The sequence below is a fragment of the Leptospira limi genome, from assembly GCF_026151395.1.
Taxonomy (GTDB): Bacteria; Spirochaetota; Leptospiria; order Leptospirales; family Leptospiraceae; genus Leptospira_A; species Leptospira_A limi.
The window spans coordinates 679,011-701,136 of record NZ_JAMQPV010000001.1 but is presented as its reverse complement, the minus strand read 5'-3'; the positions used below and the strand labels follow the sequence as shown (position 1 = coordinate 701,136).

Genomic DNA, 22,126 nt, shown 5'->3' with positions numbered 1-22,126 from the left:
ACTTTTAAGCGTTTGGAGTTTCGATCCCAACTCCATCGTTGAGGAATTTCGAGATGATCACTCTTTGGATTTGTGAAGTTCCTTCATAAATTTGGAAAATTTTTGCATCACGCATCAATTTTTCAACTGGGTATTCTTCGTTGAATCCGTATCCACCAAAAATTTGAACCGCATCTGTTGTGACACGCATTGCCATATCGGCACAAAAAACTTTCGCAATGGAAGCTTGGTATGTGTTACGAAAACCATTGTCGATGAGCCATGCTGATTGCCAGCATAGTAGTCGTCCTGCTTCAATATCACGAGCCATTTCTGCGATCATAAAACTAACACCTTGGTTAACGGAAATTGGTTTCCCGAACGCATTACGAGTGTTTGCATACCGAATGGAATGGTCAAGAGCTGCACGAGCTACACCAACTGCTCCAATTGCTACTGCCGGGCGAGTTTGGTCAAATGCACCCATTGCAATTTTGAAACCTTCCCCTTCTTTACCGATCATATTTTCTTTTGGAACTTTCACATCCTCGAAAGTAACACCTCGAGTGTCGGAACAACGTTGACCCATATTCTTTTCTTTTTTACCGATGATGATTCCAGGAGTTTTTGCATCTACAATGAAGCCTGTCATTCCTTTGTGCCCTGCGTTTGGATCTGTCTTCGCAAGGACAAAAAACCAATCTGCATGTCCTGCATTTGTGATCCACATTTTAGATCCGTTGATGATATACTCATCTCCGACTCGTTTTGCAGTGGTTCGAATTCCGGCAACGTCAGATCCTGCACCAGGTTCTGTTACTGCATATGCTGCGAGTGTAAAATTTTCAGTCATTGGTTGGATGAATTTTTTCATCACATAGTCATCTGCACCTAACAATACTGGAGCGAGTGCTAAGTTGTTTGCAAGGATCGCAGTTGCCATCCCAGAACATCCATAAAATAATTCTTCTGAGGCGATCAGTTCATCCAACACACCAAGTCCTGCACCACCATATTCTGCAGGGATGTGCATGTTCATAAGACCCACATCAAATGCTTTTTTCAAAATCTCTTTTGGATACTCACCTGTGTGGTCATGGTGTTCCGCTTTGGGAATCATTTCATTTTTTGCGAAATCTTTGGCTAATTCGCGGAGGGCTTTTTGTTCATCGGTGATTGAAAAGTCGATCATGGGTTGCCTTATAGATGTTTTTTTACAGTACTTTGGAATTTTCTCTATGAGTCAAGAAACTAGGGCGACTTAAATCTGTTGAAAAATCTTTTGAATCCAAAATTCTAGCCATGGGAGACAACAATGTCAGGACACTCGAAATGGGCGACGATTCGGAGAAAAAAGGGAGCCATTGATGCCAAAAGAGGCGCCATCTTTACAAGGATAGCCAAAGAAATTTCTGTGGCAGCCAAAGAAGGTGGTGGTGACCAAGAAGGAAACCCAAGATTACGTTTAGCCGTCACAAAGGCAAAAGCTGCCAATATGCCTAAGGACAATATCGAACGTGCCATCAAAAAAGGTACGGGAGGCCTTGAGGGTATGGTATACGAAGAGTGTCTCTACGAATGTTATGCTCCTGGTGGTGTTGCCATTATGGTCGATGTGCTTACCGATAAAAAGTCTCGTACAACTCCCGAAATCAAAAGCATTTTAACCAAACTTGGTGGATCCCTTGCCAATGCGGGCGCCGTTTCTCGTTTATTTGAGCGAAAAGGCCAACTCACTTTAAAAGCAGATCAAATATCAGAAGAGGCATTGTTTGATTTAGCATTGGGGGCAGGTGCCGAAGACATCCAAGTCAATGATGGCATGTACGTAGTCCTCACTTCTCCATCCGAATACGAAGCAGTTCAGTCTTCCTTATCTTCCAAAGGTTTGAATATGGAAGAGTCGGAAATCAAATACATTCCCATGACAACTGTCGAAGTGAACGACAAAGAAATGGCAGAAAAAATCATGAAACTCATTGAAAACCTAGAAGCAAATGATGATGTGCAAGGTGTGAGTTCCAATTTTGAGTTAGGTGAGGGAGTCGAACTCGACTAATCAAAAAAAGTGAAGCAGAAGAGGGGACTTATGTCGCCCTCTTATTTCGCAAGATGATCAGATCTGAAAGATAAACCGGAGAATTCTATTTTCTTTTGATCATCCCAGCAATGATAATCAATAAAATAGCTCCAACAACGGCAACTATGAGTTCCGCGATGAGTCCGTAAGAACGAAATCCAAGCAGACCAAACACAATCCCGCCTAAAAAGGAACCTACAACACCAATCACTAAATTGGCGATGATTCCAAATCCCTTTCCACGTAAGATCCGACCAGCAAGCCATCCAGCCGCAAGACCAATGAGTAAAAACCAAATAAAACTAAACATAAGTGACTATCCTTGTTGCCTTTTCTATTGAATTCTCATAAAATTACAAGACGTCGTGAAAGAATCAAATCATATACGAAGGTAACATTTGAAAAATCAACTTTTAACTGGTCCTTATTATTTTGGAATGAAAGACTTGGAAGTGTTTAAAAAACATTTCATCCAAGAAAATAAAGGGAAACCACTCTTTCTCATTCGGTTTGAAAATATCACAGGCATTGAACTCACTGAATTTTTAGATTTATTACGCACTGAATTTTATTCCTGTTTGGACCTAGAAGATATTTGTTTCGGATTCCATTACTTTGAAAAACAAAATATTCTACTCATGGGAATTTCACCTCTATTTGAATGGGATATTGAAAAGTTTCCTAATATTGAAAACTCTGTCGGAAAATTCCAACAACAATGTATCCAAAACAAAATTGTTTCGTTTCATTTTGGAGTTTCAAGAACTCAGTCCAACTTTATTTCCGATAACGAAGAAATCTTTGCCGAACTATTTAAATCTTCTGAAAAAAATCTCAATGATAACTTAGTTCGTTGGAGTTGGACTTACTACAACAAAGCAAACACTTATATCTCTGGATCTGTGCATGAAGCAATGATCCAACCGACAGTTATTTTTAATCCAAAAGACAAAACCTATTCTGTAAAAGGAGGGGAAGTTTTTTTGGGTGGTGGTGCTTATATTGGTTATAAAGATTTAATCAATGACATTCCCGCCGACCAAGACCTCAATCGGATTGAACTTTTAATTTTAGAAAAACTGATCATTGCATGTGAAGGTGCGCCTGGTCTTTTAAAATTTAATATCTCACCTCAATCTTTAATTGATACATTTTCACAAAACGAACGTGTTGACCGACTCAAAAAATTAATCTTAAGTAAAGACCTGTCTCCTGAAAACATACGATTCGAACTGGTAGAAAAACCATACGACGAATCAAAATACCAATTAAAAGACGTATGCCATGCGTTTTATTCTCATGGAATGAGTTTTGCTGCCGATGACTTTGGCGTAAAAAGTCAGTCACATCAAATCGTATTAGATTTGGGAATTATGATCAAAGAATTCAAATTGGACCCAATTAGTTTTAAATTTAAAATTGAAGAAGACCAAATTAAATTTTTAGACAACTTAGCTTTTATCGATTATTGCAAACGATTAGCTGACAACCGAGAAGCTGTCATAACAGCAGAAGCTGTAGAAGATTTTGATACATTACGTTTCCTTATGGAACACCAAATTTATCAATTCCAAGCAAATATTTTATTTGGTAAAATGACAGTTTCTGATTACAAACGAGATTTTGATTTACTCCATTCCATACACGAAGATGTTGTGAAAGAAGTATTGACAGACAAAATTTTATCGGAAAAACAAAAGAAAGTTGGTAACTTGTTTTTAGTCGCATCCGAAGAAGGACTCATTTAAAGTTTTTATGCATTTTATCATGGCAATTGAAAACGATCCAAATTCTTCCCAAGATTTGGAAAACATTTTCCTTGGATTAAGACAAAGAGTTGTCATTACAAAATTTTCCCAAACTGTCCAAGAGTATGTAAAATCTTCAAATCCAGACATCATTCTCATGGGTTTGACCTTCAAAGATAAAAAAGAGTTAGAATTCATCCTGGAATTACGACGTGATGTGATCACTCATAACATTCCAATATTAGCAATGATTCCAAAGGAAGACACAAACTTCATTGCTAATCATAAAAAACTTGGATTTACAGACTATATAGTAAAACCATTAGCCAAACAATCTTTACTCGATAGAATCCATTCTCATATCGAAGAATATAAGTTTAGTGAATCTTCAAAAACTCGTGACAATGTATCCTTTGTCGTTGTTGACCGTGGACAGGATCGTGTTTTATTCCAATGCCGCGCGAATCTAAAAAGATATGTTTTTCCTGAATTTAAAAAAATATTCACACTCAATTTTTTAAAATCCATTCACACCGAAAGAATTTGTTTTGATGTTCGTGTAGTGCCTGAGCTTGGAAAAGATGAAGTAGAAGTTTTTGAACGCGTGATTAAAATTTTCCAGAATCATGAAAAAGTAATCTTCATAGCAGGCCGACATATGGGAGCCTTCATTGAACATTCAACTGATGATGAAAAAATGTTAGTATTTATGGCTCCAAACGAATACGATGAATACGTTAAAATGGAAGAGCTAAAAAAGGAAGAACTTCGTAAAAAAGAGAAAAAGGAAAAATTTGCAAAAGACTCAAACAAAGAACCAAATCAAAACAATCCTGTTCCTCCAACTAATTTAGGTGATGTGAAAATTGAAATCAACACCAATCCAGAAGCAAATCCAGCAACAATTGTAAACGATACTAATCCTGCAGATAATCTTCCAACTCCAAAAGAAAAAGAAACTTCGGAACCAATTCCTGGACCAGAACAAGCGGAAAATTCAAAATAGTACATTCAATAACAAACGTAATTTAAGAAGAGAAACATGAACTACAAAAGAGAAGTAATCGATCTACCAAATGGCAAAGGAGAAATCATTCGTTTTCAAATGAATGAACAAAACTCACTAACTGGTCAAAACATGCGTGATCTTGGTGAGATTTTAAAAGAAATCAAAGCAGATCCAACCAAACGAGGTGTGATTTTAGGAACAGACAATCCAAAGTTTTTTTGCAATGGATTAGATGCAGAAAATTTACTCTCAACACCTAGAAACAAACTGATTGATGAAGTTGGTGGCATTGTCATTTTATTTGGTGAGATGGTTCAATTTGATAAACCACTCATTACTGAAGTAACAGGTTATGCTATGGGTGGTGGTGCAGTGATTACAGTTGCATCAGACTTCAAATACATGTTAGATGGTAAATGCCGTATTGGATTTACAGAAGTGAATGTAGGCCTACCACTACCGGCAAGTTTTATTGATCGAATCAAAATGTGTGTGGAACCAAGGTATTGGGCAGAAGTTTGTTTAGAAGGAACAATCTACAAAGCACCTGAAGCTAAAAAAATTGGTTTGATTGATGAGATTGCTTCTTCTCCAGAAGAAGTAAGAAAACTATCACTTAAAAAATTAGAAGCACTTGCAAAAGTTCCTTCGTCTGCATACCGTGCGACAAAAAATACTCTCAACGCCGCTTTACTTCGAAATTTGGAACAGTATAAAATTGATACGACCAAATCTTTTGAACAACCTGGAGTTGTAGAAAATCTACTAGAAGCAATGACGGCATTAAAGGAAAAAAGACGACCTGTTTTCCAATAAGTAAAATTGATGGAAATAATGGGGAAGAATTCTAATCCCCTTTATTTCTTATAAGTGTTTTCACCATAGATGCCGAAAATTATAGTGAAATCAGATGTTGCGCTCTTTCGTATTTGTCCTCATAACTAGTTTTTTTCCAATCTTAGCAATATCGTCTTCTGATTTCCCACCAGGATTTGTTTTAAAGAACCCTTATGTATGGCCAGTGAAAGGATATGATTCAATAACAGGTGCCTTTGGTGAATTTCGAACGGGACATTTTCATATGGGACAGGATTTTTCTACAGGCGGCAGGATTGGAGTTCCAATACTTGCTGCGGCAAAAGGAAAAGTCACACGTGTACAAAGAAGATGGACTAGCATAGGTTATGCGCTATTTCTACAACATGACGATGGAATGACATCTCGTTATGGACACCTTCACAAATTTGCACCGAAGGTTGTAAAACAAATCCTAAAATCCAAACAATCAAAACGATTCAAAGATAGAACCGATTTTGATATAGCACTTCCAGAACCTGTTGAAGTAGAAGCTGGAGAAATCATTGCTTTTTCTGGTGATACAGGAGTTGGTCCACCTCACCTACATTTCGAATTATTCAAAGACAATGTATATTACAATCCAATGCACTTTGGACTTGGTTACAATTCTGCAGAACCAATCGTATTTAATACGTTAAGGATCACTCCACAAACTCCACGAACTTTCATCAATGGTAGAAATGAAACAATAGAAATTCCTTTTTATGAAACGAGTGGAAATCGATTTGAATTATCTGAATCTCCAACACTTTTTATCCAAGGGAAAGTAGGGATCCAAATTGCTATCCATCAAAAATCCAATAATAATCGACTAGGTATTTTCACCTTGGATATGTTAATTGGTGATAATGTTTTGCAAGGTTTTCAATTATCCAAAATTTTAAAAGAACATACTAGAAAAAATGTTTTACTATATGACAGCTCTGTCAGTAAACCTAATGGAAATCCATTTTCCTATTATTTACATACAAGAGATGGAAATGATTTATTAGGAATGCGAAGTAATGGTCGTGAACAGGGTATCCTCGATAGTGAACAAATGAAAATGGGAGAACCCAAAGAAGTTACCATTCGAGCTACCGGTATGGGTGGACAAATGTCACTCGCTTCCTTTTATGTTTTGAAAGACCAAGGGGATTATAGCCACATCGTTACTAAAGAATGGAAATACAATGTGTACTACGATCGTTACACGACATTTAAATCCAAAGATACAAAAGTAGAATTGTTTTTTCCAGTGAATGCTGTGTATTCCAAAGCATTTTTTGAAATTGAAGCCCAAGAACAAATCAAAATCAACACACAAGGCCTTAACCAACTTTCAAGTGTTTATAAAATAGGTCCTGACTTTAAAGATTTTAATTTGGGATATGACCTTTATGTAAAGGTTCCGAAAACAAAGGATATCAACTCGGCCGATTTATACGAAGTATTATCGGATGGGAATGTAAAAAAAATAAATGGTTCTTCCTTTAGTTCTTGGGGACAATTTTTCAAAGTAAGACTCAGAAAAACGGGACTTTTTGTTGTTCTTTCTGACCAAACACCACCAAACATCTATTTGCATGAATTGATGAACAAAACTGTTTATCCAAGGGAAGACTTTGCGTTGTACTTAAAAGCTGTGGATATCGGATCTGGAATTATGCCTGATGGATTCGATATTACCGTAGATGGAATCCCAGGAAAGGCAGAATTTTTTCCTAAAGATGGAAGACTTGAAATATTTGAACCAGAAAGTTTATACGAACCAGGTAAACATACTGTCCTTGCGAGTGTTAGGGATTTTGCTGGAAATTGGAGTTCGACCGTTCGATATGATTACGAAATCCAAACACCTCCAGTAGTAGAAGAGAAGAAAAAACAAATCACTGAAACAATTTCTGTAGAAACTTCAAAAGAGAAAAAATCAACAAAAGAGTCAAAAACAAAACAGTCTTCGCCTAAGGTGCAAAAGGTGGCAAAACCAATCACGATCGCACCAAAGGCAAAAGATAAAAAGTCTACATCCCGATAGCAGCACCACCGTCAACACGGAGGTATGTTCCTGTGATGTAAGATGCATCATTGCTTAAGAAAAACTTCACAGCAGATGCGATCTCTTCCTGTTTTCCAGGACGTTTAAGAGGGATCACAGCAGGATCAGTTAACTTTTCTTGTACTTCTTTGGAAAGAGTTCCAGTCATTTCTGTTTGCACATAACCTGGGCATACAGCGTTTACAAGTACGTTTCTTCCAGAAAATTCACGTGCAGATACTTTTGTAAGAGCAATCACACCCGCTTTAGAAGTGGAGTAGTTAGCTTGGCCAGGTTGGCCAGTGAGTCCTGATACTGAAGAAATGTTGACAATTCTTCCAGAATCAGACTTGAGGATGAGTTTACTTGCTGACTTAGTCATCAGAAAAACACCCTTACAGTTTACATCCATTACAAAGTCATACTCTTGTTCTGACATACGAATGAGTAAGTTGTCTTTTAATACACCAGCATTGTTTACAAGGAAATCGAGTTTTCCAAATACTTCTTTTGTTTTGCTAATCGCAGCATCACAATCTTCTGGTTTTGTTACGTTACAAGCAACACCGATTGCTTTCACACCGAATTTTGCTTCTACTTCTCTTGCAGCTTCTTCAATTTTTTCCTGATTCAAATCAACAAGCACCAAACTTGCACCATGCGATGCAATTCGGTTTGCGATTGCTCTACCCAAACCAATGGGAGAGGCAGCTCCCGTTACCAGTGCTACTTTTCCTTCGAATTCTTTGGACATATGCCCCCCTAGGATTTATTACTAGATTCTAAACATGAAACTCGAACATCGTTCGGCAATCGTAAAATTCCCAGTTGAAACGGAAGTTTACACTGAAAGACTGCCCTTATGATCGATCGTTATAGCCATCCTGAAATTTCCGCCATTTGGGAATTAGAGAACAAATTTAAGATTTGGACAGATATTGAAATTTATGCCTGCGAAGCCCGTGCGAACCGAGGAGAAGTCCCAAAAGAAGACCTCGAGACCATCAAACAGAAAGCAAAATTCAATGTAGAAGAAATTCTAGAGATTGAATCCAAAGTACACCATGATGTGATCGCATATTTAACCAATTTAAACTCTTATATAGGACCAGCAGGCCGTCATGTTCACTTTGGACTTACTTCCAGTGACGTTGGTGATACTGCACTTTGTGTCCAGATGGTGCAAGCGATGGATCTTCTCATCCAACGTACTGAAACATTATTAGAGACAACAAAACAAAAAGCAAAAGAGTACAAAGACCTTCCTTGTATCGGACGTTCCCATGGAATTCATGCAGAACCAATGACACTTGGCCTTAAGTTTGCTCTCTTCTATGCAGAGATGACTCGTAACTTGGAACGAATGAAAGATGCCCGCGAACAAGTTGCAGTTGGTAAACTTTCAGGAGCAGTTGGAACTTACTCCAATATTGATTTAGAAATTGAAGAATATGTATTAAATAAACTTGGACTTAAAGTAGATCCGATTGCCACCCAAGTGATCTCGAGAGACCGACATGCATTTTACATGTCTGTTCTTGGCGTGGTCGCTGCGAGTTTGGATCGTATGGCAACAGAGATACGTCTCTTACAAAAAACAGAAGGGCGAGAAGTGGAAGAACCATTTGCTAAAGGACAAAAAGGATCCTCGGCAATGCCTCATAAACGAAATCCTGTGGTTTGCGAACGAATTTCGGGGATCTCTCGCGTCATTCGTTCCAACGTCAACGTTGGATTACAAAACGTAGGACTTTGGCATGAAAGGGATATTTCTCATTCTTCTGCAGAACGAATAGTTTTACCTGATTCTACAATTGCACTCGATTACATTTTAGAAAAAATGAATTTTGTCCTCAAGGGACTCCATGTGTATCCGGATGCCACAGAACGTACGTTAAATGTCACAAGAGGACTCATCTTTTCTCAAAAAGTACTGTTGTGGCTCATCGAAAAAGGTGGGATCACTCGCGAAGATGCCTACTTAATCGTTCAAGAAAATGCAATGGCTGTTTGGGCAGACCAATCCAAAAATCTTCGTGACCTATTGAAACAAGATCCGAGATGTTCTGCCATCCTAAAGGATAGCGATTTGGATGAGATTTTCCAAATCAAACCATATTTAGAACGTATCCCACTCATCTTCAAAAGATTGGGAATTACAGACTAAAACAAATTTTTAAAAGTACATTTGATTTCAAAACTTTGGCTAGGTGATATGAAAACGATCCCTAGCCTTTTTATTTTAATCCTAAGTAATATTGAAATGAAATTCATGATCTAAACTAATTTTTGATATCGTTATTTCGATTCACATCTCTTGTAATTGTTCCACAAACCAGTTCACTAAATCTTTCAATATTTCCCTGGAAATGGTATGACCTTCTGGGTATTCTTGGTAATTTGGCGCTCTTCCCGACAATTCCAAAAACTCTTTTGCACTTCTGGCGGCAGTAATGGAGATTACATTGTCATTGGTTCCATGAGCAATGTAGATGTTTTGTTTTTTAGTTTTATATGATGTTCCGATTTTCTGTTTCGTTTCCTCTAACAATCTCCCACTGAGAGCAATGATTCCTCTGAATCGATCGGGGTGTTCCAATCCTACTGAATAAGACATCACAGCGCCTTGGCTAAAACCACCAATCCAAACATTGTTTTCATCAAATTGGAACTGACTCTTTGCATATTCTAAAAATTCCAAAATCTTTTGTTGGCTCACTTCTTGTTGTCCAATATCAATTTTAGGACTCCCACCTTGGAAGGAGATTTCATACCAACCAAACCTGTCTCTCCCTAAAACAAGAGGCCCTCTGATTGAAATAACAAGTAATGATTCAGGTAAATCATCAGCTAACGAAAATAAATCTTTCTCATTGCTTCCCACTCCATGTAACAACAAAAGAAGCGGAGGGTTGGTTCTGGGAACTTTCGGATTTCGGACTAAATACTCGAGTGGAGGATTCATCATTTTAGATCTTCCTTTTCATTTAATTGCAGATTGGAATCCAATCGAACGGAAGTCATCGTCAAAGCTCCAGCCACTGGTTTGTCATTAAAAAAGGAAATTTTGTCCGATGGAAACTGAGTTCCGATCGTATACAATAAAGGAAGGTAATGTTCTGTCGTAGGAATTGCCCATTCAAATTCTTTTCCTTTATTTCGGATGGAAAATAAGGATTGGGTATCACCTGATAGAATCCAATCTTTTACTTTTTGGTTCACTGAAAGTGCCCAATCAAAACCATAAACCTCACTCAACCGATCCCATGCCACCATACGGAGGTTATGCACAATATTCCCACTAGCAACGATGAGTACACCTTGTTCTCTCAGTGGAGAAAGTTCCTTGGCGACTTCGAAATGTTTTTCTGGCGAAAGTTTGTAATCCATACTCAATTGTACAATGGGTACATTTGCCTTGGGATACATATGTTTTAATACACTCCATGTCCCATGATCCAAACCCCAATCATAATCCAGTTGGACAGATTGAGATTTAACAAGGGATTGGATTTCCTTTGCCAAACTTGGATTACCAGGAGCAGGGTATTGTACTTCAAATAATGCTTTTGGAAATCCACCAAAGTCATGTATGGTGGGTGGATGTTCCATCGCTGTCACAAAGGTTCCATCTGTTAGCCAGTGTGCCGATATCACAAGAATCGCCTTTGGCTCAGGAAAGGTTTTCGAAACAATGCGAAGACCTTCGACAAATTCGTTCTCCTCAATTGCATTCATAGGACTGCCATGTCCTAAAAATAAAGAAGGAAAGATCTCACTCTTTTGTATCTTGTCTGTATCCATGAAAATCTCCCTCTGTTCCATTGAGAAAACTGTTGTTTTGTCTGGAAATCTGAACCTTATAAATAGTTTAATATTAAACTATTTATTGTCAATCTATTTTGTTCCATAAAAGTCACTTTTTTCCATTATCAGAAATTTTCTGATTTTCTTAATTTGAAACTGCTGATTCCATTCTTCGATTGGAGAGTTGTACACTCTGTTCGTATCTCATTTCGTTAAAAAAAGGATTAAGTCCCAATGTCTCCGAAACAACAAATAGAAATGATATTACAGGAATTATTTTCGAATCCCAAAAGCAAAATGATCCCAGAGGTTTTTGCCTCCGACTACATCGCACACACTTCTAAAAAGGATTATGTAGGTTTGAAAATTGTAAGCCAATGGATCCAAAACTTAAATCGATTTTTGTCGGACTTAAAAATTGTAAGGTTAGAATTCATCTATGAAGCGAAGGATCTTGTTGTATGGAAACGAACAATCTTAGGGAAAATCAAACCTTCCAAAAAGAAAAATCTACCAGCTGGAAAATTGATTAAATGGGATGAGATGATCATTTCTAAATTCAAAGGAAATCAAATTGTCGAAGAATGGATTACCAGTGAATTTCTAGGTACCTTACTTCCAAAAGGAAAAACTTAAAAGTTGCGTATTCGTATCCAATTTCAAAATCAAACCAATTACTGAATCTTGATTCATTTTAAAAAATTACTAATTGAGGAACTTAGAATGGCCGCACCAAAAAAGAAAAAACAACTCACAAAAACCAAAACCGCGAAAGTACAAATAAAAGTATCACCAGCAAAAACAAACCCCATCACACCATTTTTGATGTTTAATGCAAACTTAGAAGAGGTTACTAAATTTTATTCAGGCATTTTCAAACAATCTAAAATCATTTCAGTAAATCCAATGCAGGCAGAGTTCATTTTAAACGGACAAAAATTTTCAGCTTACAATGGTGGTCCTGAATTCAAATTCTCATGGGGTGTTTCCTTTATGATCCATGTAGAAAATCAAAAAGAAGTCGATCATTATTGGAATGAACTTTCAAAAGGTGGGAAAGAACTTATGTGTGGATGGGTCGAAGATAAATTTGGTATGCTATGGCAAATTACACCAAACATTTTATTAGAATTGATTTCTCATAAGGATCCAAATAAACGAGAAAAAGCGACTCAGGCGATGTTAAAGATGCAAAAAATTGACATTGCAAAGTTAAAAGAATCAGTGAAATAAATGATTTCAATTCACTATACAAAATCTAATTTTTATATAGTGAATTAGATTCCGATCATTATCTTTCGAATCAAAATCAAATTACAATTGCACACTTCCAAAACCTCGTGATTAAACTGAGATTGTTTGTCTTTCTGAAATTAGATTGTATTTTACCTTAATTTGATTGATTTTCTCTTCCATCGATTTCCACAAAGTTTCCTTCTCTGGATGGAAGGTACAAAGTACACCTTGTCTCACCAAATCAATGATCTCATCAATAGAGAAATCTAAAAATCGATACAACTTAAAAAATTCATATGTTAAATTGACATTAAAAATATCTGGATCGTCAGTATTGATACAAAGCATCAAACCTTGGTCATAATAATAACGTACTGGGTGGTTCTGTTCTTTTCGCACATACTTTCCCGTAAAAACATTTGATGTGACACAGATTTCGATTGGAATTTTGTTCTCTTTCATGTAACGAACAAGTTCAGGATCTTGGATGGCAGATGTTCCGTGTCCAATACGTTCCGCCTTACATAGATTCACTGCATCCCAAATTGCCCAAGGACCATCATCTTCCCCTGAGTGAGCAACACATCGTAAACCAGACTCACGTGCAATTTTAAACACATCTGCATAATCTTTTGCAGGACCCATGAGTTCAGCTCCACCGAGTCCAATTCCAATCACTTCTTTGTGTTTCAAACCTAACACACGTTTTAGATTGTTCATTGCATTTTCAGGGCCAAATGATCTAGAAACGTCAACAAGTAACCGAATGGAGATTCCATCTTTCACTTCGATTTGGCGAATGCGATTGACCATCACTTCTACCATTTCGTCAAAATCCAATCCGTTTTGAATGAACTTGGAAGGAGCAAAGAAAGCTTCACAATATACGATGTTATTAGAACGAAGGTAGTCAGCTAAACTATCAATGAAGTATCCTAAATCGGTTGCCTCTTTGACAGAGCCTTGCACAAAAAAGAAAACTTGGATGAAACCATTGAGGTCTTTGAAATTGTATTTATCTTCAAATTCTTGGTCTGTGACTTCGATTCCATTTTTTTTGTATAAGAACTTAAGTGTTTCCTTATTCACACAAGCTTCTAAATGCAAATGGACTTCCGTTTTTGGAATTTCGCGAATGAAGTTGATTACATCCTGCTCGTTTGGATGAGAAACAGAAAGGTCACCAGCAAGGAGTGATTTTCTTTCTTTTAGAAGTGTTGATTGCTCTGGACCATCCATCCCTTCTTTTGGCAGAAGCCATAGGGGTGGGTGTAGGACAGGCAATTCCATTAGAGACACTCTTTCATTTAAGAGAGTGTTAATTTGTTTATCAAAAGTAAGTTGGATGGTTGGCGAATACGGCCTGTCAGCTGGTAATCGACTTTTAAGGCGGTTTAATTCCGCAATATCACGGTCAATGACAGCAATGCGGCTAAGGATTTCAGAAAAAGGAACTTCCATGTTCCAGGAAAGAATGCCGAATTTGATGAGTGCCTACAAGTAGATTTTTAAACCGTGGGTGAAAATCCCTATTTAGGTTTGAAAAATCCCGTCGATAGGAAGTTTGGGAGCGGAAAAGACTGGAAATTTTTTCCGAATTATGTCGTATAAATGAATATGCTCACATCTCGTAAAACCTTCCTACCGTTTGCACTTCCTTCCATTTCAGAAGATGCAATAGAAGAAGTGGCTCAGGTACTCCGATCAGGATGGGTTACCTCCGGACCAAAAGTAAAACAATTCGAGATGGAGTTTGGTGATTTTGTTGGCAGTAAAGAAACAATCGCCGTCAATTCTGCAACGGCTGGCCTTCATTTAGCACTCGAGGCAATTGGACTCACGACAAACGATGCTGCCATTACAAGCTCTGTTACCTTTACTGCCACTGCTGAAGTTATCTGTTATTTTGGAGCGGAACCCATTCTTACTGATATCGATCCCATTCATAACGTAATGACTCCTGAAACCTTAGAAGCAACCATCAGCGCTAAGTGCAAATGGAATGGTAAAGAACTAACGAGTAAAAAAACAGGGAAACGAATCAAAGCAGTCTTACCTGTACACTTAGCTGGTTATACATGTGATATGGAAGCCATTCTAGGCATTGCAAAAAAATACAATCTCTATGTGATTGAAGATGCTGCACATGCCTTCCCAGCGGTTCATAAAAACAAAATGATTGGAACCTGGGGTGATTTTACTGTTTTTAGTTTTTATGCTACAAAAGGCATTACCACAGGCGAAGGTGGAATGATCACCACAGATCATAAGGAGTTTGCCGACCGAATTCGTAGGATGCGTTTGCATGGAATTAACCGTGATGCATTCAATCGACCTGGTTGGTATTATGAAGTCGTGGATGCTGGTTATAAATATAACATGACCGATATTGCAGCTGCACTTGGTGTCATACAACTTAAGGAATCACATGGATTCTGGGAACGAAGGACTGAAATCGCAAAACATTATAATGTTGAATTTTCTGGACTAAAGGGAGTCAAACTACCTAAAGAAGATGAAAACGGGATTCATAGTTGGCATCTGTATCGAATCGAAATTGATCCGAAATTGGCAAAAATTGGCCGAGATACTTTAGTTGAAGAATTGAAAGAAAGAAATATTGGAACAAGTTTACATTTTATTCCTATCTTTGAACATCCTTATTATAAAAAGACGTTTGGATTCCAAAGAAAAGAATATCCTAACGCATGTCAGATGTATGATAAATCAGTTTCATTACCATTGTTTGCAGGAATGACAAAAACAGATGAAAAAGACGTAATAGATGCTGTAAAAGAATTATTATCGTAGATATTAATTTTTGCTCGGATTGTTTTTCAAACTGGTCCGGAATTCATAAAACTCTGGATCATACAGTTTGATTAAATCAACTAAACCCAATATAAATTCTGTATCAGTGCCATCTGCCTTTCTGCGAATCCAAAATCCTACAAGTTCCTTTACAATTTGAGAATCCATACTCTCATCACCAGTAAAAATAGAAAACTTGGCTGCTTCTTCTGGATCTTCGTTATCAGTGTAAGCAGGGTATAAAAAAAGGATAAAACGATCCAAATAATAAGGATCTAACCTGGATTCTTCAACTAACACTAAATAACGATCTGCTTCCTTTCTGAAAAATTTAGGATTTGAATCTAATTTTTGGTAAACAATGAAAAAATCACGAGCTGTTTGTTTGAACCAACTATCATAAACCGGTTTTGTTAATTGTAAAAACTTAGGTTGGGTTTTTGCAGGTAAAAACAAATTCCTAATTCTTCTGGGAAATTCTGGATTATAATGTCCAAATTGGTACTGATCATTTAGTTCCAAATAATACTTAGAATGAGGTCCATCTAAGAAAATTTGAATTCCTAAATATTCAGAAAGTTTTTTTAAACTGATAACTGTTTGTAGTTTGCAGAAAATCCTATGATAGGAAATTTCTTTTTCACAATACAATCCAATCTTTGGAAATTGGATCCATGTTGTTTCAATCAATTCTTTAAATTTTTTCTCTTGAGAAGAGTCTACCTCCTTTACTAAGAAAGGGATAGACGTTTGGAAAACCGTACATGAGAAAAAGAAAACTATGACAAGTTTACTTAATTTTATAAGTAATTTCTGCAGGTAAATTCTCCCATTCCGAATTTGAATCTTTACGAAAGTATACTGGAGAAATAGAATTTTTAAGATTCAAACTTTGGTATAAAATCAAATCCGTTTCTTTTTTTTCAAAGTATCGTTTATCAGTGTTATTTCCTAACCCTAAATCAGCTATTGGAATCCAACCATAACCTAATAAAAATACAGACAATGAATCTTGAATGGACTTTGGTTTTCCTTTATCGAATCGAATCATACGGAATGATTGAACAGGAATACCACTTTCTTTCATTTTTTCTTTAAAATCACTTATACTAACACTTGTTTGTCTAGTTTGGTAAATTAAATCTAAATAGTCTCTTGGAAGTAATTTAATGTCTTCCTGTGGTTTTTCGTAAAATGGTGTTACATCGCCTGGATACGTTGCTTCTTTCTCTAAATAATCATCTGTTACATAGTATTTAATAAATTGGTTTTTAGAAGAAAATTTATATTTTACGATCTGCTCACCTGGTAAATCTTCAATGGACAATTTTTTTAAATGAGCTCTGTTCCTTTGAATGAAGGACGGTGCATACGATGAATCGCTGAACTTTACTCCCCTGATCCGTTGTTGTTCATTAGAAGGAGGGTGTAAAATTGCAATTTGGGCTTTTGATAACGATACTGAATCGAGTTTAAATTTTAATGTTACTTCTAAGTTAAACTCTTCTTCTCCTGAAGCGATGAAACGTTCTGTTTCAATGAAGGGAATATTCTTGATTTCTTTATTTTCACGATCTACAACCCAGAGTTTTGATCCACTGAGTAACACACCTCTTACAGATCGTAAATTGGTTTTAATAGAACCTGTAATTTTTCCGGTTTTTGTATCGTATCTGTAAATGCTATTATCTGCTGAATCAGAGATCCATAATGAATCCCTACCATAACAAATATCTCTTGGACGTGTGCGATCCGTAAAAAATCCACCGATTAATAGAGAAGTGGACTGGTCATAAATCTGCACCTTACCTGAATCTAAATCCAAAATATAATAATAATTTCCTACACTTGCAATTCCCGCTACATTTGCTAACGGAATTGAAATTTTATCCGTAATTCCACCTGAATTTGGATCTAATTTTAAAATTTGCTTTGGAGCTACGACTAATATCTTTCCTTCTCTAGAATCAAAACTGATTCCTCGTAAATTCGCCAAACCAAGATTAAAGATCTCTTGTTCACCTATTTCATTAATTTTAATGATTGCACGTCGATTTGTATCTATATACCAAAAATTTACACCATCCCAAGCTAAACCATATGCTTTATCAGAAAGTTTGTATTCTTTACTTTCTTGTGAGAATAATGGTAATGTAAAAATGAATAATAAAATCCAAATACGTTTCAATCGCTTATACCTACTGTCTTAACTATCAGACGAAATAGATCATCGAGTAAAGTAGGATTATCATATTCAGAACCGATTATGATTGGTTTTGGAACGAAAATAATTAGGAAACATACTAGCATAAAAATACCAAACAGGAATCGAGTTTTACCGATGCCGTACTTTGCATCTTTGATGAATGGATGTTCTACCTTTAACACATAATAGATTAGAAATCCCCAAACTAACCATGTGAAGTGAATGAATGCAAATATCAAAAAAAATCCAAATAGAATATGTATCCATTTTCGATATGATTCACCAAACATTGAATAAATAACATGTCCACCATCTAACTGTCCAAAAGGAAGCAAATTTATAGCAGTCACAAGTAGTCCCACCCATCCTGCTTTTGCCAAAGGATGTGCTTGGATATCCATAGTAACAAAATCTATTGGTCCAAGGATCCATTGTGTGGAAAAATAAGTGAATGCGCTGTCTCCGAAAAACAAAAACCCAGACCGATCAAAATCGGAAGGTATCTCCACAACCTTTGATAGAGAAATACCAATGGTCCAAGCCACTAATGATAGAAACAAACTAAGGGCAGGTCCCCCCACTCCTATATCAAACAAAACTTTTTTATTTGGGATTTGGTCATTGATTTTGATCACAGCACCCATTGTCCCAATAGGACCAAATGGTAAAGGGATAAAATAAGGTAAACTTGCTCTAACACCATAATACCTTGCCGGTAAATAATGGCCCATTTCATGAGCTAATAATATGAACAATAAAGACACTGAATAAGGCCAATTCTCAAAAAAATAGAGTTTATAATTCTCTAATGTTTGTGGGATCTCAGGATTCAAAAAAATATCAGAATAAGTAAGAGTGAGAAATGTAAGAAAAAATAATAGAATGTGAGTTGTTTTATTAGATTCCAAGGCCGAATCACCTAAAAATAAATTTATGAATCATTCAATCGAAAATTCTCAAAGAATCAATTAGATTCCGATAAAAATCCGAGAAACAGAATCGGAGAGAAGTTAGAAGTATTAGAAAAATATTGTTCCACTTTCTTTTAGGACGCTTAGAACTGTCTAAGGATTAGTCTTTCTCCAACAAATCGATGTTTGAAAATATTAAAATTATAAAAAAATTTGATCCGGCCGCAAAATCGTATCTGGAAATTATTCTTTGTTACCCGGGTTTGCATGCACTTTGGTTACACAAACTAGCGCATCTTCTATATCGTCTTAGACTTCCTATCATTCCGAGACTCTTCAATTATTTGACTCGTTTTCTAACTGGAATCGACATCCATCCAGGAGCAAAAATTGCACCCGGGGTTTTCATAGACCATGGAGCCGGTGTTGTCATCGGAGAAACAGCCATCATCGGATCTGGATCCTTAATTTTCCAAGGTGTGACCTTAGGTGGAACTGGTAAGGAGACAGGCAAACGTCATCCAACGATTGGCAAAAATGTAGTGATCGGAGCAGGTGCGAAAATTCTCGGAAACATCACAGTAGAAGACCACGTTCGTGTAGGTGCTGGGTCTGTTGTGATGCGTAATGTCCCTGCAGGTTGTACTGTAGTTGGTATCCCGGGTAAAGTTGTAAAGGCTGGAGATGGCACTTCAGATAGCATGGAACAAATGTTAGAACACAACCAAATGCCTGACCCTATTGCAAAAGTTTTTTCTGTCCTACTTGAGAAAGTGGAAACACAACAACAATTGATAAACAAACTTTATGAGAAACAACAATTATTAGAGAAATCCAACTCAAATCCTCAAGAAGATGATTTATTTTTACAAGAATTCATTCATGGAGATGGAATCTAAAATTCTTTTAACAATTCTGATTTTTTCTTTTGGTATTCTTCATCCGTAATTAATTTATTTTTCCTCATCTCTTCTAAAGTTTTCAATTTATCCGGAACGGATTTCCAATTTTCTTGAGGAATGGGAGTTACATCGTCTTCTTTCGGATAACGGTAAATAGGTGGATCTGGCATAATTTCTGAATTTTTATAAACGATCACATTTCCATAAATTTGATTTTTGATTTGAGTTTGATCCCGGTATAAACTTATGGAATCTTTATTTTTGAGCCATAATTCTGGTTTAAAAATTGGTTTAATTGGTCTTGGTTGGAAAATCACCCAATCTTCAAAAGCATATTGAGTTGGGAAGGTGATATTGGTATTGATCTCTTGGAATAAAATCACAATTCCATTTTCTGTACCCATAATGTAAAAACTGGTTTTTAAGATTTTTACATTGGGAGACAATAGATCATCAATCTTGAAAATACATAGGTAGACTTTCTTTTGGTCTTGCTCATTTATTTTTTGTACAAATCGTTCTATTTCTGATAAATAAGACTCAGGAACTAAGTGGTCCCAGTCTTCATAAGCCAATACCCCTCGTTTGTATTGGATCGATGACAAAATTTTAGGTACGTCACTTAAATGGGCACTGCTAAGTTTTAATTGGCTCAATTGTGTTGGAAATAGTTGCTTCCAGTCTTCTTCCTCAACTTCAAAAAAGGCAATGGATGCTGTGGAATCAATCAATTTGATTTTTTGTTGGAATTGGGAGCAGGTAATGTTTGATAATAACAAAAACAAAAGAAAAGTTAATTTTGAACTTGCCGTTAATAGATTTATGAACGATATTTTGAAAGTGCAAAAAAATTTGATCCATTTATTTTTGCTCTTGTTCTTTCTTCCAATCAAAGCAGATTCCATACCACAATTTCAAATGAAGGATCAATATGGGCAATCGTATTCTGATTCTTCTGTCAAAGGAAAACCCGTTGTTTTGATGGGATGTTTTTTGCGCGATGTGGAAGTGTGCAGGAAACAAGGGCGAAAACTCTATTGGAAAATGCAAAATTTATTATGGAAGGATAGTAACAAAGTCAATTTTTTGCTTTATTTGGACCTAAAAGAATCAAACAAAATTGTTGAAGACTACATTGAAGAGTCTAAACACAAACAATATGAAAATATTTTGTTAGATAGGAAAGGACAACTAACAAATGGTTTGTCAAAGGGAGAGGTTTACATTCGAATCTATAACAAATCAGGAAAACTCATCTCTTCCTCATACCAATCTCAAATTGAGGAAACACTAATCCAGGAAGTATATGAAATTCTTAAAAAAGAAATTTAATCTCCAAACACTTTTCACATTGGTCTTCATTTGCATAAGTTCTCATAATTGCCTTAATAAAAATCTCGACCAATACCAATTCTGGACTGGATATGATCATCTACAAAAATCAATTAAAACAACTGCTAAAAATGAAGTTCTTTTTGCAGCACTTGCTGGATCATTATCAGACGAAAATGAATCCCAACTATTAAAGAATTCCGATGGATTTCCAATGGTTACTCTTACCGGAAAAAAAGACCAAAATCAAAATTGGAATCTTAGATGGTATGAGTTTGATTCTAAAAATTATGATTATTATGCTAATGTGACTTTCACACCAAAATCTTGGGATGAAAAAGAAATATACGCTGTTGATCGAAAAATCATTCATAAACTGAGTGGATACCAACCGAGAGACTTTTTCAAATGGTTGAATGAATTTGCTCTAATAGTGAATGATCATAATGCATATCAGGAATTAAAATCAAATTCCAAAAATCTACAATTCCTCTGTAGTGTTATGTATTGTCATACCACGGAAACTGCCGAGTGGCAAACTTTAGAATTTACATTGAATGAAACCACAAAATCCAAATTTCCAGGATTTTACCAACGAACAGGTAGCAGGTTAGAAAAAACAAAATTTAATATCATGATTTGGGATAAAGGAAATCCATCCCATCGACTCAAAATAACAAACCAAGGAAAAACTTTAATCTTCCATTTCCCCGTGAACCCACCTAAGGATTATTTTCTTTCGCCTCAGGAAATTCACTTTTTAGGTGATATCGAAATTCGTTCCTTTGGGATCACATTAAAAATTGATAATTTAGAATACAGACTCAAAACTTTATTTGAAAAAAACGTGGATACCCTACACGGAAGTTTCATAAGAATTGGGAAAAAAGAAATCAATGGTAACTTTTTCTATGTAATCCCTCAGGGATTCGTTAATTTTTTTATCCCAGGAAATATGGATGAATACTTTGATGAATTCTTTACACTACTCATACAAGGTACTCAAGGCAAAGGTGGATCACAATTACATGCCAAATTTGAAAAAACGAAACAAGGTCAAATAAACACGATTACCACTTACAATGAGATTAAACGTAAAAAGTTTTCTTTGTTTGGAAATGATGATTCACAAAAAGCAAGTAATGATTTTGATTTTTTTGCTTCTTGGGAGGAAGCAATGTTAGGTGATCTCAAATAAACGAAACTGAATTTTGAGTTTCATGACTCGTA

General features: G+C 36.2%; 22 protein-coding genes. 12 read left to right on the top strand and 10 right to left on the bottom strand.

Features of this window, described 5'->3' with window-relative positions; translation table 11 throughout:
- Positions 1 to 4: 4 nt before the first annotated feature.
- Positions 5 to 1,171, bottom strand: coding sequence for an acyl-CoA dehydrogenase family protein (locus ND812_RS03245; RefSeq protein WP_407658441.1), 1,167 nt, complete (start codon positions 1,169 to 1,171; stop codon positions 5 to 7).
- 123 nt (positions 1,172 to 1,294) lie between these two features.
- Between ND812_RS03245 and ND812_RS03240 the strand changes: the two genes are divergently transcribed.
- Positions 1,295 to 2,038, top strand: coding sequence for a YebC/PmpR family DNA-binding transcriptional regulator (locus ND812_RS03240; RefSeq protein ID WP_265374251.1), 744 nt, complete (start codon positions 1,295 to 1,297; stop codon positions 2,036 to 2,038).
- Positions 2,039 to 2,123: 85 nt separating this feature from the next.
- Here the strand turns inward: ND812_RS03240 and ND812_RS03235 are convergent, their stop codons facing one another.
- Positions 2,124 to 2,369, bottom strand: coding sequence for a GlsB/YeaQ/YmgE family stress response membrane protein (locus ND812_RS03235; RefSeq protein WP_108960318.1), 246 nt, complete (start codon positions 2,367 to 2,369; stop codon positions 2,124 to 2,126).
- An 88-nt stretch (positions 2,370 to 2,457) separates the two neighbouring features.
- Here ND812_RS03235 and ND812_RS03230 point away from each other — a divergent pair, with 88 nt between their 5' ends.
- The 4 genes from ND812_RS03230 (at position 2,458) to ND812_RS03215 (ending at position 7,691) form a co-directional block, all read left to right on the top strand.
- On the top strand, positions 2,458 to 3,807 hold the full coding sequence (locus tag ND812_RS03230; RefSeq protein WP_265374250.1) for an EAL domain-containing protein: 1,350 nt from the start codon (positions 2,458 to 2,460) through the stop codon (positions 3,805 to 3,807).
- Between the two features lie 7 nt (positions 3,808 to 3,814).
- Positions 3,815 to 4,813, top strand: coding sequence for a response regulator (locus ND812_RS03225; RefSeq protein WP_265374249.1), 999 nt, complete (start codon positions 3,815 to 3,817; stop codon positions 4,811 to 4,813).
- A gap of 36 nt (positions 4,814 to 4,849) precedes the next feature.
- Positions 4,850 to 5,632 carry an enoyl-CoA hydratase/isomerase family protein gene (locus ND812_RS03220; RefSeq protein WP_265374248.1) on the top strand — a complete coding sequence of 261 codons (783 nt, stop codon included), beginning with the start codon at positions 4,850 to 4,852 and terminating at the stop codon, positions 5,630 to 5,632.
- 94 nt (positions 5,633 to 5,726) lie between these two features.
- Positions 5,727 to 7,691: a M23 family metallopeptidase gene (locus tag ND812_RS03215; protein WP_265374247.1), complete on the top strand. Its 1,965-nt coding sequence runs from the start codon at positions 5,727 to 5,729 to the stop codon at positions 7,689 to 7,691.
- On the opposite strand, the gene ND812_RS03210 is transcribed toward ND812_RS03215, so the two are convergent.
- Positions 7,678 to 8,445, bottom strand: coding sequence for a glucose 1-dehydrogenase (locus tag ND812_RS03210; protein ID WP_108960322.1), 768 nt, complete (start codon positions 8,443 to 8,445; stop codon positions 7,678 to 7,680). The two genes, ND812_RS03215 and ND812_RS03210, sit on opposite strands and share 14 nt — an antisense overlap.
- Before the next feature lie 108 nt (positions 8,446 to 8,553).
- Between ND812_RS03210 and purB the strand changes: the two genes are divergently transcribed.
- Entirely contained in the window at positions 8,554 to 9,858 is a 1,305-nt protein-coding gene (gene purB / locus ND812_RS03205; RefSeq protein WP_108960323.1) for an adenylosuccinate lyase, read from the top strand.
- Between the two features lie 141 nt (positions 9,859 to 9,999).
- Here the strand turns inward: purB and ND812_RS03200 are convergent, their stop codons facing one another.
- Together ND812_RS03200 and ygiD are read right to left on the bottom strand one after the other, a co-directional pair.
- On the bottom strand, positions 10,000 to 10,656 hold the full coding sequence (locus ND812_RS03200; protein ID WP_265374246.1) for an alpha/beta hydrolase: 657 nt from the start codon (positions 10,654 to 10,656) through the stop codon (positions 10,000 to 10,002).
- Positions 10,656 to 11,495: a 4,5-DOPA-extradiol-dioxygenase gene (gene ygiD / locus ND812_RS03195; protein ID WP_265374245.1), complete on the bottom strand. Its 840-nt coding sequence runs from the start codon at positions 11,493 to 11,495 to the stop codon at positions 10,656 to 10,658. The genes ND812_RS03200 and ygiD overlap by 1 nt, the downstream gene beginning before the upstream one ends.
- Before the next feature lie 237 nt (positions 11,496 to 11,732).
- Between ygiD and ND812_RS03190 the strand changes: the two genes are divergently transcribed.
- Entirely contained in the window at positions 11,733 to 12,134 is a 402-nt protein-coding gene (locus tag ND812_RS03190) for an ester cyclase (RefSeq protein WP_265374244.1), read from the top strand.
- A gap of 87 nt (positions 12,135 to 12,221) precedes the next feature.
- Complete coding sequence (locus ND812_RS03185) at positions 12,222 to 12,731, top strand: VOC family protein (RefSeq protein ID WP_265374243.1); 510 nt, start codon at positions 12,222 to 12,224, stop codon at positions 12,729 to 12,731.
- 111 nt (positions 12,732 to 12,842) lie between these two features.
- On the opposite strand, the gene add is transcribed toward ND812_RS03185, so the two are convergent.
- A complete protein-coding gene (add, locus tag ND812_RS03180; protein WP_265374242.1) occupies positions 12,843 to 14,195 on the bottom strand; it encodes an adenosine deaminase in 1,353 nt (450 codons plus the stop codon).
- 156 nt (positions 14,196 to 14,351) lie between these two features.
- Between add and ND812_RS03175 the strand changes: the two genes are divergently transcribed.
- A complete protein-coding gene (locus ND812_RS03175; protein WP_265374241.1) occupies positions 14,352 to 15,545 on the top strand; it encodes a DegT/DnrJ/EryC1/StrS family aminotransferase in 1,194 nt (397 codons plus the stop codon).
- A gap of 3 nt (positions 15,546 to 15,548) precedes the next feature.
- Here ND812_RS03175 and ND812_RS03170 read toward each other — a convergent pair whose 3' ends face one another.
- From ND812_RS03170 to ND812_RS03160, 3 genes are all read right to left on the bottom strand, one after another.
- Positions 15,549 to 16,235 (bottom strand): hypothetical protein, encoded by a 687-nt coding sequence (locus ND812_RS03170; protein ID WP_265374240.1) that lies wholly within the window; start codon positions 16,233 to 16,235, stop codon positions 15,549 to 15,551.
- 100 nt (positions 16,236 to 16,335) lie between these two features.
- Complete coding sequence (locus tag ND812_RS03165; protein ID WP_265374239.1) at positions 16,336 to 17,733, bottom strand: NHL repeat-containing protein; 1,398 nt, start codon at positions 17,731 to 17,733, stop codon at positions 16,336 to 16,338.
- Complete coding sequence (locus ND812_RS03160; protein WP_265374238.1) at positions 17,730 to 18,659, bottom strand: site-2 protease family protein; 930 nt, start codon at positions 18,657 to 18,659, stop codon at positions 17,730 to 17,732. The genes ND812_RS03165 and ND812_RS03160 overlap by 4 nt, the downstream gene beginning before the upstream one ends.
- A 185-nt stretch (positions 18,660 to 18,844) precedes the next feature.
- Between ND812_RS03160 and cysE the strand changes: the two genes are divergently transcribed.
- Complete coding sequence (cysE, locus tag ND812_RS03155) at positions 18,845 to 19,561, top strand: serine O-acetyltransferase (RefSeq protein ID WP_265374237.1); 717 nt, start codon at positions 18,845 to 18,847, stop codon at positions 19,559 to 19,561.
- Here cysE and ND812_RS03150 read toward each other — a convergent pair.
- Positions 19,558 to 20,295 carry an SHOCT domain-containing protein gene (locus tag ND812_RS03150; protein ID WP_265374236.1) on the bottom strand — a complete coding sequence of 246 codons (738 nt, stop codon included), beginning with the start codon at positions 20,293 to 20,295 and terminating at the stop codon, positions 19,558 to 19,560. The genes cysE and ND812_RS03150 overlap by 4 nt on opposite strands.
- Before the next feature lie 31 nt (positions 20,296 to 20,326).
- Here ND812_RS03150 and ND812_RS03145 point away from each other — a divergent pair, with 31 nt between their 5' ends.
- Together ND812_RS03145 and ND812_RS03140 are read left to right on the top strand one after the other, a co-directional pair.
- Positions 20,327 to 20,896, top strand: coding sequence for a hypothetical protein (locus ND812_RS03145; protein ID WP_265374235.1), 570 nt, complete (start codon positions 20,327 to 20,329; stop codon positions 20,894 to 20,896).
- The gene (locus ND812_RS03140) at positions 20,871 to 22,094 is read left to right on the top strand and encodes an LIC10025 family lipoprotein (RefSeq protein ID WP_265374234.1); all 1,224 of its coding nucleotides are present in this window, start codon (positions 20,871 to 20,873) and stop codon (positions 22,092 to 22,094) included. Before ND812_RS03145 ends, ND812_RS03140 begins: the two co-directional genes overlap by 26 nt.
- Positions 22,095 to 22,126: the final 32 nt, after the last annotated feature.